The organism is Lacinutrix neustonica, from assembly GCF_026625145.1.
Lineage (GTDB): Bacteria > Bacteroidota > Bacteroidia > Flavobacteriales > Flavobacteriaceae > Lacinutrix > Lacinutrix neustonica.
Map to the genome: position 1 here is coordinate 1,512,257 of NZ_CP113088.1, position 20,285 is coordinate 1,532,541.

The following is a 20,285-nucleotide window of genomic DNA, read 5'->3' on the forward strand; positions in this document are numbered from 1 at the left end:
TTATTGTTTTAATGAACCTTCAAATGGGATTCTATTTATTATACTACGTCCCAGTGTAATTTCATCGGCATATTCCAACTCATCACCCACCGAAATGCCTCCGGCAATGGTTGACGTTTTAATCTCCAAACCCTTAAGTTGTTTAAAAATATAAAAATTAGTAGTATCGCCTTCCATCGTTGAGCTTAATGCAAAAATAAGTTCCTTAATATGACCTCGTTTTACTTTTTCAACGAGACTTACAATATTTAAATCGTGTGGTCCGATCCCCTCCATGGGATTGATTTTTCCGCCTAAAACATGATACAACCCTTTATGTGACGCTGTGTTTTCTATGGCCATAACATCTCTAATGTCTTCAACCACACAAACAATATCGTCTGTACGTAACGGATTGGAACAAATCTCGCACAACTCGACATCACTGATGTTATGGCAGGATTTGCAAAATTTTAAATCTTCGCGCATATGCGATAAGGCTTGTACCAAATGTGCTGTTTGCTCTTTGGGTTGCTTGAGTAAATGTAATGCCAAACGCAATGCTGTACGCTTCCCTATACCAGGCAACTGCGAGATTTCATTCACAGCATTTTCAAGAAGTTTTGAAGAGAATTCCATAACTGCGAAATTAAACATTAGCCATTAATTACACTAATACTATCAAATTTAATATTGCATAATGGCTCTACAAATAGCTGTAGGATTCCTTCTCTGCATCTGCACAACATTTATCATGTAACATGCTCATTAAACACACGCATAAAAAAACTAAACACTAGAAACGGTTAACTGAAGACTTTTTACGTAATTTGGCTACTGAAAACAAAAACAGATGTCTCCAATTCAAATTATACTTTTAATATCCGCCTATTTTGGTGTGCTCATTTTAATCTCCTATTTCACTGGAAAAGAAGACACCAATGCCGCTTTTTTTAAAGCCAATAAATCTGCCCCATGGTATTTGGTCGCTTTTGGTATGATTGGAGCATCATTGTCTCGAGTCACGTTTATTTCAGTTCCTGGAGCGGTAGAAACCAAACAGTTTGGTTATTTCCAAGTGGTTTTAGGCTACTTCGTTGGCTATTTAATAATTGCATATGTATTATTACCCTTATATTATAGGTTAAACTTGACCTCCATTTACACCTATTTAAGAGACCGTTTTGGACCTACCAGTTATAAAACAGGTTCTATCGCTTTTCTTATTTCTCGAACCGTCGGGGCCGCGTTTCGCTTATTCTTAGTCGCTAAAGTCTTGCAATTATTAATATTTGACCAATTTGATATTCCGTTCCCTATAACCGTTATTATCACCATTGCACTCATTTGGCTGTACACCTTTAAGGGCGGTATAAAAACCATTATTTTTACAGACACCCTTCAAACGTTATTCATGCTAATTTCTGTGGTGGTCACTATTTCGTTTTTAGCGTCTGCTTTAGATTTAGATGGTATCTCTGAAATATATTCGAATGTTACTAATAGCAAATTAAGTCAGGTTTTCTTTTTTGAAGATGGTAATAATGCGCAATATTTACGGAAAAGCTTTTTAGCGGGTATTTTTATAACGATAACAATGACTGGTTTAGATCAAGATATGATGCAAAAAAACCTAACCTGTAAGAATATTAAAGAGGCTCAAAAAAACATGATTTCCTTTGCTGTTGTTCGGTTTTTGTAAACCTCTTATTTTTAGCCTTAGGTTTAATGCTCACGCAATATGCTGAACAAAATGGTATCACAGCAAAAAAAGATGATCTGTTTCCTGCTATTGCCATGTTACCTGAAATTGGCGTAGTCACTTCTGCCTTTTTTCTTTTAGGATTAATTGCAGCCGCCTATTCTAGTGCCGATTCTGCTTTAACCTCCTTAACCACGTCTTTCTGTATTGATATTATCGAATTAGACAAAAAACCGGCGGAGGACCGAGAAAAAAATACGCAAGCGCATTCATGTACTCTTCAGCATTATTTTAGTTATCGTGATTGTTATTTTCGACACCATCTTTACCGATGTGTCTGTCATCGCGGGAACTCTTTAAAGCTGCGGGTTATACTTATGGCCCATTACTAGGATTATTTGCCTTTGGGATATTAACGAAAAAACATATTAAAGATCAATATGTATGGATTATTGCCCTTGTCGCACCTCTAGTATCCTACTTTATGAATCTATATTCTGAACTCTTATTTAGTGGCTATAAATTTGGTTTCGAGATTTTGATAGTCAATGGTATTCTTACTTTTATAGGCCTCTTTTTAATTTCAAGAAAAACAAATGAAACCGATCACTTAGATCCTTTATTTTATAAGACTAAAAAAGCCAGTCCTAAATCTCATGAATAAACTAATATTGATTTGTAGACAATAACACTAAGGTGCAGGCGACTTCAAAATCAATATTGTTTTCTTTTAAAATAGCATAAAATTCAGGATTTTCAGTACCAGGATTAAAGATCACCCGTTTTGGCTGTAAGGACACGATATACTCATAATAGTCTTTTTGACGTGTTGGATTGAGATAAAGCGTTACCGTATCTAAATTTTTATAATCCTTGAACGTTGTATCGATAGTCACTCCGTATGCTTCACCTTCACGCATTCCAAAAGCCACTGTCTCATGCTTGTAAGCCGTCAATTTTTGCATCGCTATATTAGAATAACGGTGTGGTTTTGTAGATGCTCCGAGTACTAAAGTCTTCTTATTTGTAGCCATATTCTTGTTATAAATGTTAAAAAAGTGTTAACGCCAGTGACCGGCAGTAACAGATTGTAAAATTAGACGTCTTTATTTTAATAGCAAACAATATCTGTTGAAAATTAATCAATCAATCAATCCAATGAAACATCTAATCACCTGCTGCGTGCTCCTACTCTTTTCAGCATCGCAGGCACAAACCTCCGTAGCAAAACACACCAATTATAAGTCAGGAATTATTACTGGAACCATCTTAGACGGAACACTTAACGCACCCTTACCTTATGTAAATATTGTTGTAAGAGATTTAAAGGGAGCCATTATAACTGGAGGCATCACTAAAGAGGACGGTACCTTTTATATGACAGACATCCCTGAAGGACAGAGCCATGTGAGTATTGAATATCTAGGCTACAAAACAGTAAGTCGCGACATTACCATTGATAAAAACAATACTAAAATTGACTTTGGCGAAGTGAAAATTTTTGAACAAGCCACCGGTTTAGATGAAGTTGAAATTACTGCCGAAATCTCTACCATACAACAAAAAGTAGATAGAAAAATAATTACCATAGGTAAAGACTTAACCACTTCGGGACCGACGGCTAGCGACATTATGAATAACCTCCCATCGGTAAGTGTAGACCAGCAAACGGGAGACATTAGCCTACGGGGCAATCAAAATGTGCGCGTTATGGTGGACGGTAAACTTTCAAATATACCAGCCGCACAATTATTAAAACAAATTCCGTCTACGTCTATAAAAAGTGTTGAGTTAATCACCAACCCTTCCGCTAAATACAATCCAGAAGGCATGAGTGGGATCATCAATATTATTCTACATAAAAATATAAAAATTGGCTTTAATGGAAATATTAATTTAGGATTGGCCTACCAAGAGAATGCCAAATTTAATAGTGGCATAGACATGAATTACCGCAACGGAAAATTTAACCTGTATGGTAACTACGGTAATAATATAAATAAAAACTTGAACCAGGGGTATATTTTTAGACCCGAAGACAACTCTGAACAATTATTCGAATTTCTATCCAATTCAAAAAACCATGTGTTTAAAGTTGGATTGGATTTTTATCTGAACGACAACCATACCATCTCTGTGTTTACCAGCAGGAATAACTCGGAAAGCGATACCAATAGTATTACAAACATATTATACTATGACAGCCCTGCGTTTAATCAGTCTCAACTTTTTTTTAATGACAACACTAACGAATCCAAACAGTACAACTTTGATTATAAATTGGATTTTGCAAAGGAAGGCCACAATATCGAGTTGGAAATAGACCGTAGTCATTTCACACAAGATGAAGCTGCCGATTTTAATTTTATTGGTGCTAGTCAAACTACAGATTATTTGGATTTTGTAGATACAGAGCGAGGATTAACCACGATTAACTTAGATTACATTAATCCATTATCTGATGACACTAAATTAGAATTAGGCGTACAAGCTTTGCTTTCTACATCAGATATTAATTATAATTCTACTGGCTTTTCCGCGAACCCGAATCAAGACATGACACCGAGATAATGGCGATGAATTCATACCCACGCCCAGTACAGATTTTAATTATACACGAGATATTTATTCTGCCTATGCCACCTATGGTAAGGAGTTAAAGAAATTCACCTATCAAATAGGAGTCAGAGCTGAGACGGTAAAGGAAACCTCTAATGCGCTTCAATTATTTAATGATGCTTCTCCGAGAAAACATACCTTTCACCAATGACTATTTTGAATGGTATCCTTCTGCTTTTTTAACGTATTCACCTTCAGAAAAAAACAGCTATCAATTAAGTTATAGTCGTCGTGTAGACCGGCCAGGTGTTGGGCAAGTGAACCCCATTAGAGAATGGAGCACGCCATTAATCTCCTCTTTTGGAAATCAAAGTTTACAACCACAATTCACAAATTCTTTCGAGACCAATTATACACGTCAATTGGAAAATGGAAGCATTACCGCTGGGGTCTTTTATAGAATTATTGAGGATGAAATAAATAGAGCGGTATTTGTAGATCGCACGAACTTAAACCGGATTATATTAACCTTCGACAATTTCAACAACAGTTCTTCTTATGGTTTTGAGTTATCCAGCAATTACAAACCTACAAAATGGTGGCGTTTAAATGGAAGTTTTGATTTATACGCACAAACTCAAAACGGCATTACAGAACTTTTAAATGCGCCTATTGAAACAGCAACTGTTGATGATATTATCACTCAAAAAATCACGGTCGATAATGTCGCATGGAACTTCAAACTCTTTAACAACTTCCAGGTTACCAAAACCCTGTCTCTCTCTGCTTTTGGGTTTTACAGAGGTGCCAACAAGGGGATTCAGTTTACCATGAAACCCATGTACTTTGTTAATTTGGGGGCCGGACAAAGTTTTGCCGATGGAAGAGGGAGTTTTAGTCTAAACTTTAATGATGTACTAGACACACAAGAGTTTGCTTTTGATGGTAATAATCCATTTAAACAATCGGGTGCTTTTAATTGGGAAAGCAAAACCATTTTCGCAGGATTATCCTATAGATTTGGAGGCAAAAAATACAGTGCTAAATCCGGAAAAAACAGAGATGATAATGAAAAATCTGGTGGCGGATTTTTATAAGCCTCACTAAAAATATTTAAGACGCTAATTAGTTTTGGCAACCTGTTAATAGTTGATGGTTAGTGTTAATGTATGGTTGCTAAATAAGAAAACCCAAAGTTTGATCGGCTTTGGGTTTTTGATTTTAATTTTACTTTTGTAATATAAGTCCTAATAAAAAGACACCTATCACGTTAATTATTTGCTAAATACTGAAAAACAAGTAGTTATGTAATATTTACAGTCTATCTTTATAGCAGTTAGATACTAATCGTCTTGATTAGATACCTATTTGATTAATAGCGAAAAAATCCTGAAACCATCCGTTTCAGGATTTTTATTTTAAAACCCGTTTTGAAATGTTAAAATGCGTTAAACTTTGATTATCAATGTAATAAAAACCAAAATCGAACGTCTTTATAGTAAGATATTAACAAAATACGAAACACTTACATTTGAATTAGTCTTCCAATTAAGCATCGTACACCGTTAAGTTTAATGATTAATAGCAAAAAAAGTCCGAAACAGATGGTTTCGGGCTTTTTGTATTTCTAATCCTATTTTTGTAATGATTTTTTACGGAAATGTTACCATTTAATGATGACTGATCCCCAAGTAAAACCACTACCAAAAGCAGCTAATACCACGGTATCGCCTTCTTTAATTTTTCCTTCTTCCCATGCTTCTGTTAATGCTATAGGTATAGAGGCTGCCGTGGTGTTTCCATAGCGCATAATATTATTAAATACCTGGTCGTCACTCAGTCCAAATTTCTTCTGTATAAATTGTGCAATCCGTAAATTGGCCTGATGCGGAATTAACATATCAATGTCTTCCTTCCCTAATTTATTTTGTAGGAGTCCTTCCATAATAACTTCGCTAAAACGAACGACTGCATTTTTAAATACAAATTGTCCGTTCATGTGGGGGAAATAACTTTCATCATCCGGATCGTTCTCAGCAATAATATCGGTTACCCAGCGCGTTCCCATACCTGGTGCCTTAACCACCAATTCTTCAGCATGTTCGCCTTGTGAATGTAAATGCGTCGATAAAATACCTTTAGAATTATTGTCTTCTCGCGTTAATACCGCAGCCCCTGCTCCATCTCCAAAAATGACTGAAACACCACGTCCCCGATCGGTTTTATCTAAGCCATGTGAATGCAGTTCGCTACCAATTACCAGTATGTTTTTATACATGCCTGTTTTAATAAAATTATCGGCAACAGAAATCGCATAGACGAATCCAGAGCATTGGTTACGCACATCTAAGGCACCAACCGTTTTTATATCTAAGGCGTGCTGCACTTGTACACCAGGACCAGGAAAATACATGTCTCGGACTTAAGGTTGCAAAAATGATAAAATCGATATCGTCTTTATCTATTCCTGAGCGCTCAATGGCTTGTTTAGCAGCTTTTACACCCATTGTTGCTGTAGTATCTCCGGAACCCTTAACGGCCCAACGGCGTTCTTTTATACCTGTACGTTCTGTAATCCACGCATCATTAGTATCCATCATTTTTGATAGATCTTCATTGGTAACTACATTATCCGGCACATACTTGCCTAGGCCTATTATTTTTGAATTATACATCGAAAAATTTTATTTTCGCTTCTAGCTTTCGTCTTCTCTCAAGATAAACTTAGGCGGAAGTCTTATTGTTATTTACTGCTATTTATTCTGAATCTTCAGGAAGGAGCTATTGTCCTTTAAACAGTCGCGCAATTTAAGTATTTCAGCTATAAACCATCAAATAATATGGGTTATTCATTATGCGTGCATAATATCTATCCGATTTTATCAAATTAACAATTTAGATTAAAATAAAAAAGCACTCTTTTGAAGAGTGCTTTTAACTATTTAAATGAAGTAACTTTATTCTTTTATAATTTTTTCTACAAACTCGCCTTGAGCGGATGTAACTCTAACAAAATAAACACCTTTAGTAAGTTTATCTATATTAAGTGTTTCGTTAAACTGATTTTCTACTACATTTATATTATATAATACTCTACCATTAATATCATAAACAGAAATAGTTTCTAATATGTTTTTACTTTCTATGTGTAATTCTTCATCTACAGGATTAGGATATAACTTGATACTAGAATCTAATTCATAGTTTGAAACACTTAATGAATTAGCAACAGTGGTTACAGCAGTATTGGTAATTATTGGAGCATTAAAATCAAAATAGATTTCTGCAGTATTACTAAATGTATCTCCTAACACTAATGTTGGCTGTGTCTTTATTTTAAAAGTTACATAACCATCATTATTGGCATCATCTTCTGGTAAATTTATGTTCTCAAAAATAAATTCCACTGTATTGTTATTACTAATTCTAGTTACAAAATTATGACTCCCTTTTAAAGGTATTAATGTAGATATATCAAATTCAATTATATCTATAATATCTTTAACAACAACATTAATTGCGCTTGCTGTTCCTGTATTTTCAAAACGAATCATATAATGCACATAGTCTCCAACTCTATCTCGGAGTAATAGTTGCGCCTTCTAAACAGGTTTTATCATTAGGATCATATGAATTTACAACTGTTTGGTTCAGTTCAAATACATTATCTTCTCGAGTCTCATCTGCAGCAATTGGAATTATTGTCGCAATAAAATCTAATACATCATCACCATTTACCGGAAATGTAGTATCTGTAGGTGTATTAATATTCATAGTAAAATATATACTTCTACTTTCAAATGGCTGTAAGCTACTATAATTCCATGATAAGTTATCAGTAGTTTGACTATCTACTATTGGATTAGCAGTAATTAAATCCATAAAATCATCTTGAAAATCTAAAGCTACAATACCTGATAACGTGGTATTCCCCTTGTTTTTATATACTAGCTCGTAATTTATATCAAAACCTGGTCTAGCTTGCCCTAGAGGCAATATAATAAGTTCTAAATCAGGATGCACTCCATCCGGAGTCACACAAAAATCTTGAGAATATGGACTTGCATCAGTTGGAAAATCTACTGTAATACTAGAAGGAACTACTGTAAAATAAGGTGTGTTTTCTAATAACGGTGTTATAGTATGCATTCCTGTTTGAACTGGCAGAATGTAGTCCCCATTAGTATTCGAAAAAATAGATTCGTCGATAATTCCATTAGTCACACTATATTTTAAATTAGGGAAATCTAAATCTGAAACATCACAACCATCTCCATTTAAATCATAAGTGTTATTACCTAAAATGGTATAAAATTCACCTCCAGGATTAAATGAACAATAAGAATTAACTGTTGTAGTTGCAGTAGGATAATAAGAAGAAATAAAGGATTCCAAGGTTGACAAGTCCTCATCATCATCGCATATGTAAACTAATGTTTCATTTCCTTCAAAAAAATTATAAAAAGTAGCATAAGCCTGAATATTATTTATTCCATTCTTTAAAATCAAAGTTTGCATTTGATTATTTTTACATTTAAGTTTTGTAAGATTAGGATTACTATCATATGCCAAAAGATTTATATTTTGACTCAAATCCAAATGTGCAATCTGGTTATCTTCACAATGTAATACATTTAAATTCGGGCTCTCACTTACATCTAAAACCGCCAACAAATTATTATTGCAAATCATATGCTCTAACATAGGTGTTTGGCTCACATTTATTAGTGATAGTTGATTAGAAACACAGTTTAAATTTTGAAGGTTTGGTTTTTGACTAGCATCTAAATTAGTTAGCAAGTTTCCTTCACAAAATAGACTTTGAAGATTTAAACCTGAACCTAAATTTAACGTAACTATCTCGGTTTGTTGCACAATTTAAGACTTCAAGCAAATTATTTTGACTAACATCTAAACTAGTTACTTGATTATTCGCCAAGTTTAAAGTCTTCAACTTTGAATTTAGACTTATATTAACATTAGTTAACGCATTCCCAAAACAGTTTAAAATTTCAAGATTCAAATTTTGAGTGACATCTAATTGAGTTAATTGATTACTATTACACTCAAATTGGCTAAGGAGTACATTTTGGCTTACATTTAGAGTCGATAATTGATTGTTGCCACATACTAGTTGCTCTAAATTTGTATTTTGAGCTACATTTAAGTTAATAAGTTGATTGTTCTTTATAAGTAGATATTTAAGGTTTATATTTTGAGTTAAATCAACATCGGTTAAAAAATTATCATTCAACCATAACTTTTCAATATTGGTAAAATATTGAATTCCTTCTAGTGAGGATATATTTTTATTAGTAAGAATTAACCATGTAATTTGAGATGCTTCTGTGACTTGTATTTCGCCGTCATCGTTGATATCAATATCACCATCGGGGATTCCATTCCCATCAATATCTGCAACATTATCATTTATCAATGCATCCTTAAAATTAGCATCTCGGTATATTAATAATTTGTGCTTGAGTAATATTAAAAGTAAAAATTACTATAAGTAGAAAGTAGAGGTATTTCATTTTTTATTTATTTGGGTAGGGCAAATTTAATGATTTTATCATTTCCAACAATGTCATCTTGTCACCTTTCATTAATTGGCATTTTTGTTGACTTGTAAATTCATGAATTAATCATTTAGATAGAATAATTAAGATTCTCACCTACGTGGGAATTATAAACAACAAACAGTTTCCCACTTTCGTGGGAATATTTAATAAATTAAATTATGGCAAAAGGAAATATTAATGTTTCGGTAGAAAACATTTTCCCATTAATTAAAAAATTCTTGTACAGTGATCACGAAATCTTTTTACGTGAGCTTATAAGTAATGCAACAGATGCGACTTTAAAATTAAAACACCTCACCAGTATTGGTGAGTCGAAAGTTGATTATGGCAACCCTATAATCGAAGTTAAAATCGATAAAGCAGGTAAAAAACTGCACATCATCGATCAAGGTTTAGGTATGACTGCTGAAGAAGTAGAAAAATACATCAACCAGATTGCTTTTTCTGGTGCTGAAGAGTTTTTAGATAAATACAAAGACTCCGCGAAAGATTCTCGGTATCATCGGTCATTTTGGTTTAGGGTTTTATTCTGCCTTTATGGTTGCAGAAAAAGTTGAGCTTATTACTAAATCGCATAAAGATGAACCAGCAGCACATTGGACTTGCGATGGTTCGCCGGAATTTACTTTAGAAGCTTCAGATAAAACAGAACGTGGCACAGAAATAATCTTACATATTGCTGAAGATTCGACAGAATTTTTAGAAGAAGCCCGTATTGGTGCCTTATTATCTAAGTATAACAAGTTCATGCCTGTTCCTATTAAATTTGGAACAAAAGAGATTAATGATCCTGAGCATGAGCCAGCAACTATTACAGATAAAGACGGCAAAGAAACTAAGGAACCGCAAAAGAAAATTACGGTAGACAACATCATCAATAACCCAAATCCAGCGTGGACGAAGCAACCCGCAGAACTGGAAGATGAGAACTATAAGAGTTTTTACAGAGAGTTATATCCGTCGCAATTTGAAGCGCCTTTATTTCACATTCATTTAAATGTAGATTATCCGTTTAACTTAACTGGTATTTTATATTTCCCAAAGCTGTCTCCGAGATATGGGCATGCAAAAGGATAAAATTCAGTTATACCAAAACCAGGTGTATGTTACAGATAATGTAGAAGGGATTGTACCGGAATTCTTAACGATGTTGCGCGGTGTGATTGATTCGCCGAGACATTCCATTAAACGTGTCTCGTTCGTATTTACAAGCAGATGGTGCGGTAAAGAAAATCTCTTCATACATCACCCGTAAAGTAGCCGATAAATTAAAATCCTTATTTAATAGTAACCGTGAAGATTTTGAAGCGAAATGGGATGACATTAAAATTGTTATTGAATACGGGATGCTTTCTGAAGATAAGTTCTTTGAAAAAGCAGACGCTTTTACCCTTTATCCAACTGTAGACGGTAAGTATTATACCTACGAAGAATTGGAAAATGCCATTAAAGCCAACCAAACCGATAAGGACGGTAAAATGGTTATTTTATATGCCAGCAATAAAGATGAACAACATTCTTACATTGAAGCGGCCAAAGCCAAAGGTTACGAAGTCTTGTTATTAGATTCGCCTATCGTATCGCACCTGATGCAAAAATTAGAAAGTTCTAAAGAAAACATCACGTTTGCCCGTGTCGATGCCGATGCGATTGATAAGTTAATTAAAAAAGACGACACTGCGATTTCTAAGTTAGACGAAGAGCAAACGAAAGCTTTAGATGAGTTATTAAAAGAATTAATTCCATCAGAGAAATTCATGGTACAATTGGAGCCTCAAGATAGTGAAGCGGCACCATTTATGATTACACAACCGTGAATTTATGCGCCGTATGAAAGACATGCAAGCGTCTCGGTGGTGGCGGTGGTATGTTTGGTATGGGGCACATGCCGGACATGTACAATTTAGTCGTAAATACAAACTCTGAATTGGTTGGTGAGATTTTAGCAACCAAAACTAAGAAAAAGCAAGAACGTTTAATCACGCAAAGTATTGATTTAGCGCGTTTATCTCAAGGGCTTTTAAAAGGAAAAGAATTGAGCGAGTTTATTAAGCGTAGCTACGAAATGATTAAATAAAAACAAGTCTATCACTGTGATCCAACAGTGTTTAGCACGTTTACATTAATACAAATACTAAAACCACTTTGTTCTCACAAAGTGGTTTTTTTTATGACTTTCCTTAGCTCGTTTTAGTTTTTCAGAAAAAAAACTAAGCCATAATCTGTCATTTTATTAATACATACGAATAAGCATTTAAAACCAGTAAACGGCAAGATTATAGCGTACCTTCAACAAAAAACGAGATGTCTATAGCGCGAAGAGTGAGATTGGTAGAAGGCCTGTATGCGCAGCTTGATGTAGAGATCGCCAGTTTTCAAGAGAAAACCACTTTACATTGTTTATCTCGGCTGTGGCAATTGCTGCACCAACCCCACCGTTGAAGCGTCCCCTTTAGAGTTTTTGCCCTGGGCCTTTCATCTCTTTTTAAACGGCCAAGCAGAGAAGACCCTGAAAATTCTAAACAGTAAAGCAAAGCACTCCATTTGCCACATCTACCAGCCACTAAACGTTGTAGACAGCACTTTAGGGAAGTGTAGCAACTATAAATACCGTGGCTTGATCTGTAGGCTTTTTGGTTATGCTGCCACTAACGACAAATACGGCCAAAAACGCTTAGCCATTTGCAAAATAATAAAAGACAACCGTAAAGAAAGTTACCAAGATACTGTAGATGCGATTGGCAAGGGCTTATACGTCCCTATGTTTACAGACTACTATATGCAATTGTCTCAAATCGATTTTAATATGGGTAACCGCATTGTTCCTATTAATACAGCGCTAAAATTAGCCCTTGAAGAAGTGTTACAGTATTATGCCTACAGACCCTTCCCTAGTGGTTTGGCAAACAGTGCCTAATCTAACGTTTTAGGTTCTAAAAGCAATCCTCATTAAAACACACCTAGCTTCCGCACTTTTTTAGTGTCGTGAAATATAAACCATCTTTTTTAAGATGGTTTTTTTGTTAGTGTCTCGGTATTGTGGATGCGCTATTATAATTGACAACGGTTATCGCGCAACGAAAACTACGTAATTTTACGTATAGGTTATGTAAGAATAATCCTGTAGTTTAGTGGATTGCAAATAGGACGCTAAAAAAACAGTTTTAATAAAGACACTGCCATTTGGGTTGCATTAAAGCACATGCGCATATAAATATAAGAGGGATATAGTTAATAGTAATCATAACTCTTTGTTGTGCATCAGCAAGAAAATATACCCTAAATTCAAAAAAATTATATATAAACTATTATGAAATATTTAATATTCACAATATTCTTAGTTTTATCAATCAATGTTAGTGCTCAAAATAAAATAGTAGATACCAATATTTTTATTCGAATTTATAATTTAGACGGTAAAAAAATAAATAAGGGAACGATAAAGTCAATATCTGAAACATCAATAGAGTTATATTTAAAAGGCAAAACAATATCAGTTCCTTTAAGTAAAATAGGAAAAATAAAAACTAAGCGTTCCGGTGGTAATAATGTTGCAAAAGGTGCTTTAATTGGAGGAGGCTCACTTGCTTTGTTAGGATTAATAAGTGGAGATGATGACCCTGGAATTATTTCTTTTTCAGCAACTGATAAAGCAGCGGTAGGTTTGATTGGTGGCGGTCTTGTCGGTGCTGGTATCGGAGGAATTACAACTATTTTCAAAAAATCAAAATTTTATATCATTGACGGAAATGAAATGAAATTGAAGGATTTTAAGGTAAAAATAAATGACTCTGTTAAAGAGAATTAGAAAGGCAAAAAGAAAACGAAAAAGCCGAATGCACAACACGGCATTCAAGCTATGGCTTGGTCTGCCCTCACTTGGAAAATCCTTCGAATTTTCTAAAACCAGTTTTTATTTGGAAAGGTTCGTGCCGAGACACGCCACAAACCATACACAATATCGTTAGGTGTAATTATGACCAAAATTTCATGACAGAACAAGAAATAAAATCTGAAATAACCGAAAAACTTAATCAAGGAACTTCAAAGTCTAGTCTGTATAATCAATTCAAAGATAAAATCAAGGATGAGTCATTAAGAAAAATTTTAGCCTCAAGACCATCTTATGAATTAAAGTTGAAATTCAAAAAAGCGCATTTAATTCTTTCAATTATTTGGGGATTCTTTATTCTATTGGAGTTAATTGGAATATTGAATTTAATAGTATCCTTTAATATAAAAGTCTTTATCTCGCTGATTTTATCAATTTATATTACAATCAATATTTGGAAATTTGATGGTCGCTTTTTTCTACCAGGTATTATTTGGTTCGTCTTTACGATTTTCAATTCATATCGTGAATTAGATAATATGTATGAGTATGATTCTGACTATAGTATTGTTTTAATCATCACAGTCATATATAGCCTAATTTTAGTCGTCGGAATTTATTTATTGTACAATATTAGAAAAAATGTATTTAATTACTATAATTGGTTTCAACCGATTTTAAATCAAGATGATGAAATACAATTTGAAAAATAACTACACTTAACAAAGCACCCTAACAAAAAACAACTAAAATCTCATTAAGTCTTCACTAGCACGCTTTTATACCTATCATCCTATAGTAAGCCTGATTTAGCCATGGCAAAAACCTGTTTTAACAACTTATTACACACAGTCTGCCCCTTTCCAAGTAGTAAGGCTTAAAGCAACTAACAGAAAAACCCGCTTTTCTCGAAAGGCGTCTTTTAGTTAAAACCCACCTATCCCACCCCCTTACGGTTACCCGTAATAAATTGTTAACTAACGTTTATAACTTTACAAAAACTACGTAATTCTACGTATAGGATAGTTAAGAATAATCCTGTAGCTTCGTTAATTAAGAATAGCAAATACGACCATTGAAAAAAACAGTTTTAATTAGGACACTGCCATTTGGGCTATAGCAAAGCACCATAGCATAAAAATGCCCCCTTTTGAACCGGTAATATAGCGCGTGGATAAGCACTAAAATTAATACAAACAATTAAGGTTATTTTTTTAGTTAACTATATATCATTGTTGTGTGTAATGCGACCGAAACCAATAATATTGAAGAATGCAATTAAAAGTAAGAAAAGAAAAAGCTATTGAAATTCTTGAAAAAAGAAAAAAAGAAATTGATGAACCCGGATTTGACCCAAAAGTATGGAAACATAAAACAGAAGATAATCTGAAAGAAATATTTGGCGGATTAGATTTTAAATGGACACAAATAGATGGAATAAATTTTAATTCATCTTTTACGGATTTAAGTGCTAGTGTATTAGCTACAGGTAAACTTCAAGCAAGAAAATATCTTAATTCATATATTGAACAAATTATTGAGTTTACCGAAATTCAAGACAGTATAGTAGAAGAAAATGAGAGGTATTTTGAGCAAGAAAACAAAACTCTTAAGTCTCAAATGATGGACGTTGTTTCAAGCTCTAATACTATTTTAGAGGACAGAAATGAATTACTTTCAGATATAAACGCAAAAAGCGTTGAAATTAAGTCACTGAAAGAGAATACAGTTCAGTTGAACAAAATAACACTTAACAAACTTTTAGGATTGATTAAGAATTTACCTATTGGGCAAACAATAGGTCTTTTTACAACGTTATTTGGTATTATAGGATTTTCATTTTGGCTTGGAAAAACGATAAAAGAGAATTCCTTTCTTAAATCTGAATTTGAGCTACAAACTAAAATCAACAAATTAAATTCAGATAAAGAAAAATTAGATAGCAATATTTATAAACTTGAAGCGGAAAACAATAATCTCAAACAAGAAATAGAGGTCTTTAAGAACAAAGAATAACCTAAGACGAAAAAAATAAGCACTACACACAACACCATGTATAATTAATTGCTTTGGTAAGTGCTTATTTAGAAAATTCCTTCGGAATTTTCTCGGGTTCGTATTTGTTTACTAAATTAGTTGCTTAACCACGCAACTAACCAACACATAAACGTTAGGCACAAGCTGAAGAAAAACCGGAACAAACAACCAAAACCAATTAAATATGAAAAATTCTATCAAATTAATTCTTTTATTTTTATTAGTTTCTTCTTGTATCTCAAAAAAACAATATTCTGAATTAGAAGTAAAAAACAAGGAACAGCGTGATATTATACAGGAATATCAATTCAGTCAAGAACAATACGCAATCGAAACAGCAGAAGTTGATAAATTCATTGATGCAAAAGACAAACAACTTTCAGAATTTTTGGATGGTGCATCCGGAACGACTAATGAAATCAAAGTTGAAAAATCAGAAGAATTTGAATTTCTAAACGGGAAATTACCTAAAACATTTTACGAAAGAGACTTTTACAAAGGATTATCAGCAACTACTTATGACTTATTTACTCTTCCTGGAAAAATTGTAAAAAAGACAGGAAATAATACTTACAAAATTTTGACGCCAGTTCAATTAATTAAATCAGGAACGGTATTAGAAAATGATTATATTGAAGATGGAGTACTTTTCAAAGATTATCTCGCAAAAGGTATGTCTGCAAATGGTTCTTACGTTATTGGAAGTTTTGAAGCAAAGAAAGACCAAGTTGTAGAAATAACTCTAACAGATGTTTTAAAAGCATTTCCAAAACAAGAAGTTCTTGATATAAATAGGTTAAAAAAATATCAAGAACAAATAAAAAATAAAGAAGATAGTGAACAATATTTCTTTATTCAATCAGCTACCTTAACAATCGGAACTGGCCGAACTTTTAATTCATCAAAATTTAAAAAAGAAATAAACTCTATTTATTTGACTGCAAGTGGAGAAGTTTATAAAACTGACGAACAAATAAAAAATGAACGAATAGTTACAGTAGAATTGATTTCATTAAAAGATATGTTACTTTAATTATGAACAAAGCCGGATGCCTAACACCTAAATTAATTGCTGGTTCAAGCTTGCTTACGTAAATTCTCGCGAATTTTCTCTTCTGTTTGTATTTGCTAAATTAGGCACTTAAAACACGCAACGAAATCAGACACAAACACGTTAGGTAGCATTTATGAACATACTAGAAAAATATATATCTGAAATATTCGATTTTGAGAATAATCAAGACCCAACGAGTTTTGAAGATAGATCCGGACCACCAGAGGAATTGCCAGCTGTTATTGGATTGATTTCTTTGAATTTTCAAGAACTTGAAGAAGAAATTGAAAAGAGAATTATCCAAATGACGCAAGTTGAAGCGAAAATCGGTCAAATAATAACATCAGAACTGGCATTTAGAAACAAAATTAATCTATTTGCTTCATTGTATTATCATTTGAAAGATACTTACCACTTCAATTCACTTCCAGATTATGAGATGGGATATTTAAAAGAATTATTAAAAGCATTGACAAAATGTGAGGAACTAAGGAATCAGATGTTACATTCAACTATTAAAAAAGATTGGAAAACGAAAAAAATTGAACGAAAGAAAGTTACTGCAAAAGCAAAAAAGGGTTTAACTGAAATAAACCAACAAGTTGACATCCCCTTTTTGTACAACGTCTCAGATTATATCGTTTCTATGCAAATGGAGCTTGAACAGTTTTTCATAGGTTTTAAAAAAACGCTACCGAACACAGCAGATAGCAAATAGGGGGATCAGAGGTTTAAGAAAGGTGAGTGCTATGTACAAACACCGCCAAATCGTTAATTTGGCTTTTAAGAATGAATAATTTAAAAACAAAAATCAACAAGGTTAGAAACTAATTTAGTGTAAGGTCTAATCTTTAACTTGTGTAAAGCATGTCCCTTAACGAACAGTTGAAAAAACAACATAATTTCATATGATAAAGACTTATTTCGATTGGAACGTATTGTCACAAATAAAAAATGGCGACCATACCGAACTGAAAGAAATAATTCTTGACAATGAAAAATTATTTATCCCCTTTTCTACTTCTCATATTGGAGATATATTTTCTAGCTTCAAAGAAATCAGCACACAAAGAGAATATATTGAATCAGATTTAAACTTTATTTCCGAGCTTACCAAAAACAAGTGTCTAATGAACACAGGAAAAGATGTTGTACTTGATTTTTATCCACCGAAAGAACTTTTTGAACAAAGAATTGAAGAAAAAGACCTCTTTAACGATTTAAGCCTTGATGGTTTAATGAACATTTTCGAGCAAGACGAATTTACTAAAAGTCTTGGGAAATCACTGATAAATTTACTTAAATCAATACCACTCGAAGAATCATTCAAACAAGCATTTGAAAATCCTGAAAGTGCTGAACAAATGGATAAAATGTTCCCTGGACTAAAAGAAAATTTGACTATGGAAGGTTTTTTCAAAAGTTTCAGCCAAATGATTTTAAACCTTAATGAATCTGATGGATATCAAGAATTAAGAAAAACTATTCAAGGAGGAATGGGAATTAATAGAGATAAAATCTTTGACTCAAAAAATCCATATAAAATAATAGATGATAAGTATAAAAAAGTTGGTGCTAATCCAAATCAATTTATAGATAATTCAAAAAATGCACCTGAATGGTTTAACGAAATCACAAACGAATATCTCTTGCTTGATATGCACGGTTATCAAGAAGACAAAGTGAATATAAAAAAAGGAAGAAAAGAAACATTTAAAAATACTACTGAAGATGCATTTCACGCTGCCTTTGCTTCTATTTGTAATTTCTATATCATAAATGACAATAAATCATACAAGAAAACCAAATTGATTTATGAAAAATTAGGCATTAATACAATAGTTCTTAAACCATCTGAATTTGTAGAATACTATCAAAAATATCTCGATATAAAAGAGGTTGTTTTAAATTTCAGAATACCTTTTGAAATAATCAAAACAGCTGACTTTTATAAAGAAGTAATGGAAACTGCTACTTTGCGGACATATTATGTTCCATTCTTTTTCTTCGGCTTTTTTAATAAAATTATGGTGCTAACTCCTAATGATGGAAGCGAAACTCTTATCCTTTTAAGTCAAAATGGCCCAAGCAACCACAGAGTTTATTCTATGGAAATCCAACATTTATATAAACAATTATGTGAAATACTTGGAGATGATATTGAGAATTTGGGACAGATTAAAGATGAAGAATTTAAAGAAGAAGAATGGACAGGAAGGAAATGGAAATTAGATGAAATTACTTTTCGATTGACAAGACCAAACGGTCATTTTCAATTATATTTTGACCAATAAAACTAAAATTATGGGAATTCCAAATGGCAAATACGATACAGAATTAATTCGCAGAACAAAAGAACTAATTCAATCATATAAAGGTTAATACAATTTGACACTTTTAATGAATGGAATATTGAGTTTAATTGTTTTACCACATCAACACAATGCCAGATTAAGAAAACTAAATTTTACGAATAAAGATTTAAATGATATTCCGAGAAATTCAATTTATATTAAACTCACCTAACTTTCATTTTGACAGACGTGATAAAAACAATGATTTAAAAAATCTATTAACCCGAATGCGAATGGAATCGCTCATCAAAGAATTGAATCGATTAGTGAAGATAATAAATGGACAGGTGTAATTATACAGGACAGTCATAATGGAAATATTGGACTAAATCTTGAACTAAAAACCTCTGAATTAAGAAAATTTGCATTTTATATTGCAGATGAATATTTAAAAGAACTGAATAAAAAGCCGGATGCCGTGTATAATTAATGGCTAGTCCTCGCCTATTTACGAAAATCTCTTTTTTGCAAGCCATGCCTTTTAAAAAGGAACGCTAGCTCTTAAACCACCGTTACTGTAGTCAACCAAGAACCTTTGGTTACATCCTGTAACACCCCTGTAACCGAGACTCGTTTTACTAAAGCGTTTCCCAAATTCATGCAGCCCAACCCGGTCATTCACCGCTGGGATACTGCTACCCATAACTTTTAGCGTACCCTTTACGCTGGTGGTCTCTTCTTTGTTGGTCGCTATCTCGGCGTCGTACACGTCTTCTCCATAAGTAAGCTGTAACACAGGCGCGGTGGTAGTATCTATATCCAGTTCACGCACCAAATCTCCTGCGCAAGTGACCAGCAGGAAAGACCCCATGTCTCCAATAATGCTTATTTTTTGTTGCTGTACCCTGCCTTTAAAAACAGATTTATTTATAGAGTTATAGCCTAACCTGATCTCAATACCGCTCCCTACCTCAAAGGTTGCTGCGTCTGCTATAGGAAAGGCCCCTGTATTAGCATCGCCATCTACAAGCGTAATAATCGCTTCATCTACGGCATTAGCGACTTGTTTAATAACTACAGCATACACTTGCGCCTCAAACGGAATGGAATCACAGTCTGATAAAATTTCGAAAGTCGCTAACTCTGATGCTATTGGTACTAGTGCCATAGGGTTTCGTTTTATTTTGGGTCTAAGTTAAGCAATTATAGCTAAAAACCAGCCAGTCGCTTTTTTCATGGCTACATG

16 protein-coding genes and 4 pseudogenes are annotated in these 20,285 nt (G+C 33.4%); 13 read left to right on the forward strand and 7 right to left on the reverse strand.

Annotation, left to right across the window (positions count from 1 at the left end):
- Positions 1-618: a recombination mediator RecR gene (recR, locus tag N7U66_RS08435; RefSeq protein ID WP_267678499.1), complete on the reverse strand. Its 618-nt coding sequence runs from the start codon at positions 616-618 to the stop codon at positions 1-3.
- A 214-nt stretch (positions 619-832) separates the two neighbouring features.
- Here recR and N7U66_RS08440 point away from each other — a divergent pair.
- Positions 833-2,345 (forward strand): annotated as a pseudogene (locus N7U66_RS08440) (sodium:solute symporter).
- Position 2,346: 1 nt separating this feature from the next.
- Here N7U66_RS08440 and N7U66_RS08445 read toward each other — a convergent pair.
- Positions 2,347-2,715, reverse strand: coding sequence for a CoA-binding protein (locus tag N7U66_RS08445; RefSeq protein WP_267678083.1), 369 nt, complete (start codon positions 2,713-2,715; stop codon positions 2,347-2,349).
- Positions 2,716-2,839: 124 nt separating this feature from the next.
- On the opposite strand from N7U66_RS08445, the gene N7U66_RS21585 reads away from it, so the two are divergent.
- Genes N7U66_RS21585 through N7U66_RS21595 form a run of 3 tightly spaced genes read left to right on the forward strand, consistent with a single transcriptional unit; the run spans position 2,840 to position 5,337 of the window.
- Positions 2,840-4,252: a TonB-dependent receptor gene (locus N7U66_RS21585; protein ID WP_313791471.1), complete on the forward strand. Its 1,413-nt coding sequence runs from the start codon at positions 2,840-2,842 to the stop codon at positions 4,250-4,252.
- Between the two features lie 52 nt (positions 4,253-4,304).
- Complete coding sequence (locus N7U66_RS21590) at positions 4,305-4,451, forward strand: outer membrane beta-barrel protein (protein WP_313791524.1); 147 nt, start codon at positions 4,305-4,307, stop codon at positions 4,449-4,451.
- Positions 4,414-5,337: an outer membrane beta-barrel family protein gene (locus tag N7U66_RS21595; RefSeq protein WP_313791472.1), complete on the forward strand. Its 924-nt coding sequence runs from the start codon at positions 4,414-4,416 to the stop codon at positions 5,335-5,337. The genes N7U66_RS21590 and N7U66_RS21595 overlap by 38 nt, the downstream gene beginning before the upstream one ends.
- Before the next feature lie 566 nt (positions 5,338-5,903).
- Here the strand turns inward: N7U66_RS21595 and N7U66_RS08455 are convergent.
- The 4 genes and pseudogenes from N7U66_RS08455 to N7U66_RS08470 all read right to left on the reverse strand — a co-directional run bounded on the left by N7U66_RS08455 (position 5,904) and on the right by N7U66_RS08470 (position 9,677).
- Positions 5,904-6,915, reverse strand: a pseudogene (locus tag N7U66_RS08455) (3-oxoacyl-ACP synthase III family protein).
- A 282-nt stretch (positions 6,916-7,197) separates the two neighbouring features.
- Entirely contained in the window at positions 7,198-7,803 is a 606-nt protein-coding gene (locus N7U66_RS08460; protein WP_267678084.1) for a T9SS type A sorting domain-containing protein, read from the reverse strand.
- 13 nt (positions 7,804-7,816) lie between these two features.
- A complete protein-coding gene (locus N7U66_RS08465) occupies positions 7,817-8,758 on the reverse strand; it encodes a hypothetical protein (RefSeq protein WP_267678085.1) in 942 nt (313 codons plus the stop codon).
- 289 nt (positions 8,759-9,047) lie between these two features.
- Positions 9,048-9,677, reverse strand: coding sequence for a leucine-rich repeat domain-containing protein (locus tag N7U66_RS08470; protein WP_267678086.1), 630 nt, complete (start codon positions 9,675-9,677; stop codon positions 9,048-9,050).
- A 303-nt stretch (positions 9,678-9,980) separates the two neighbouring features.
- On the opposite strand from N7U66_RS08470, the pseudogene htpG reads away from it, so the two are divergent.
- The 9 genes and pseudogenes from htpG to N7U66_RS22520 all read left to right on the forward strand — a co-directional run bounded on the left by htpG (position 9,981) and on the right by N7U66_RS22520 (position 19,529).
- Positions 9,981-11,899: pseudogene (gene htpG / locus N7U66_RS08475) on the forward strand (molecular chaperone HtpG).
- A 384-nt stretch (positions 11,900-12,283) separates the two neighbouring features.
- Positions 12,284-12,739, forward strand: coding sequence for a YkgJ family cysteine cluster protein (locus tag N7U66_RS08480; protein ID WP_313791473.1), 456 nt, complete (start codon positions 12,284-12,286; stop codon positions 12,737-12,739).
- A gap of 393 nt (positions 12,740-13,132) precedes the next feature.
- On the forward strand, positions 13,133-13,630 hold the full coding sequence (locus N7U66_RS08485) for a hypothetical protein (protein ID WP_267678087.1): 498 nt from the start codon (positions 13,133-13,135) through the stop codon (positions 13,628-13,630).
- Positions 13,631-13,812: 182 nt separating this feature from the next.
- Complete coding sequence (locus N7U66_RS08490) at positions 13,813-14,367, forward strand: hypothetical protein (protein WP_267678088.1); 555 nt, start codon at positions 13,813-13,815, stop codon at positions 14,365-14,367.
- A gap of 559 nt (positions 14,368-14,926) precedes the next feature.
- The gene (locus N7U66_RS08495; protein ID WP_267678089.1) at positions 14,927-15,670 is read left to right on the forward strand and encodes a hypothetical protein; all 744 of its coding nucleotides are present in this window, start codon (positions 14,927-14,929) and stop codon (positions 15,668-15,670) included.
- A gap of 205 nt (positions 15,671-15,875) precedes the next feature.
- The gene (locus N7U66_RS08500; protein ID WP_267678090.1) at positions 15,876-16,724 is read left to right on the forward strand and encodes a hypothetical protein; all 849 of its coding nucleotides are present in this window, start codon (positions 15,876-15,878) and stop codon (positions 16,722-16,724) included.
- A gap of 154 nt (positions 16,725-16,878) precedes the next feature.
- On the forward strand, positions 16,879-17,463 hold the full coding sequence (locus tag N7U66_RS08505; RefSeq protein ID WP_267678091.1) for a hypothetical protein: 585 nt from the start codon (positions 16,879-16,881) through the stop codon (positions 17,461-17,463).
- Between the two features lie 190 nt (positions 17,464-17,653).
- Positions 17,654-19,039 (forward strand): hypothetical protein, encoded by a 1,386-nt coding sequence (locus N7U66_RS08510; RefSeq protein ID WP_267678092.1) that lies wholly within the window; start codon positions 17,654-17,656, stop codon positions 19,037-19,039.
- Positions 19,040-19,145: 106 nt separating this feature from the next.
- Positions 19,146-19,529 (forward strand): annotated as a pseudogene (locus N7U66_RS22520) (HEPN family nuclease).
- Positions 19,530-19,580: 51 nt separating this feature from the next.
- On the opposite strand, the gene N7U66_RS08520 reads toward N7U66_RS22520, so the two are convergent.
- Positions 19,581-20,207 (reverse strand): hypothetical protein, encoded by a 627-nt coding sequence (locus tag N7U66_RS08520; protein ID WP_267678094.1) that lies wholly within the window; start codon positions 20,205-20,207, stop codon positions 19,581-19,583.
- Between the last annotated feature and the right edge of the window lie 78 nt (positions 20,208-20,285).

Excerpts from the sequence above, each read along its gene's own strand:
- recR (WP_267678499.1), bottom strand. The coding sequence starts at position 618 with ATGGAATTCTCTTCAAAACTTCTTGAAAATGCTGTGAATGAAATCTCG.
- N7U66_RS08445 (WP_267678083.1), bottom strand. The coding sequence starts at position 2,715 with ATGGCTACAAATAAGAAGACTTTAGTACTCGGAGCATCTACAAAACCA.
- N7U66_RS21585 (WP_313791471.1), top strand. The coding sequence starts at position 2,840 with ATGAAACATCTAATCACCTGCTGCGTGCTCCTACTCTTTTCAGCATCG.
- N7U66_RS21595 (WP_313791472.1), top strand. The coding sequence starts at position 4,414 with ATGATGCTTCTCCGAGAAAACATACCTTTCACCAATGACTATTTTGAA.
- N7U66_RS08465 (WP_267678085.1), bottom strand. The coding sequence starts at position 8,758 with ATGCAAACTTTGATTTTAAAGAATGGAATAAATAATATTCAGGCTTAT.
- N7U66_RS08485 (WP_267678087.1), top strand. The coding sequence starts at position 13,133 with ATGAAATATTTAATATTCACAATATTCTTAGTTTTATCAATCAATGTT.
- N7U66_RS08490 (WP_267678088.1), top strand. The coding sequence starts at position 13,813 with ATGACAGAACAAGAAATAAAATCTGAAATAACCGAAAAACTTAATCAA.
- N7U66_RS08495 (WP_267678089.1), top strand. The coding sequence starts at position 14,927 with ATGCAATTAAAAGTAAGAAAAGAAAAAGCTATTGAAATTCTTGAAAAA.
- N7U66_RS08500 (WP_267678090.1), top strand. The coding sequence starts at position 15,876 with ATGAAAAATTCTATCAAATTAATTCTTTTATTTTTATTAGTTTCTTCT.
- N7U66_RS08505 (WP_267678091.1), top strand. The coding sequence starts at position 16,879 with ATGAACATACTAGAAAAATATATATCTGAAATATTCGATTTTGAGAAT.
- N7U66_RS08510 (WP_267678092.1), top strand. The coding sequence starts at position 17,654 with ATGATAAAGACTTATTTCGATTGGAACGTATTGTCACAAATAAAAAAT.
- N7U66_RS08520 (WP_267678094.1), bottom strand. The coding sequence starts at position 20,207 with ATGGCACTAGTACCAATAGCATCAGAGTTAGCGACTTTCGAAATTTTA.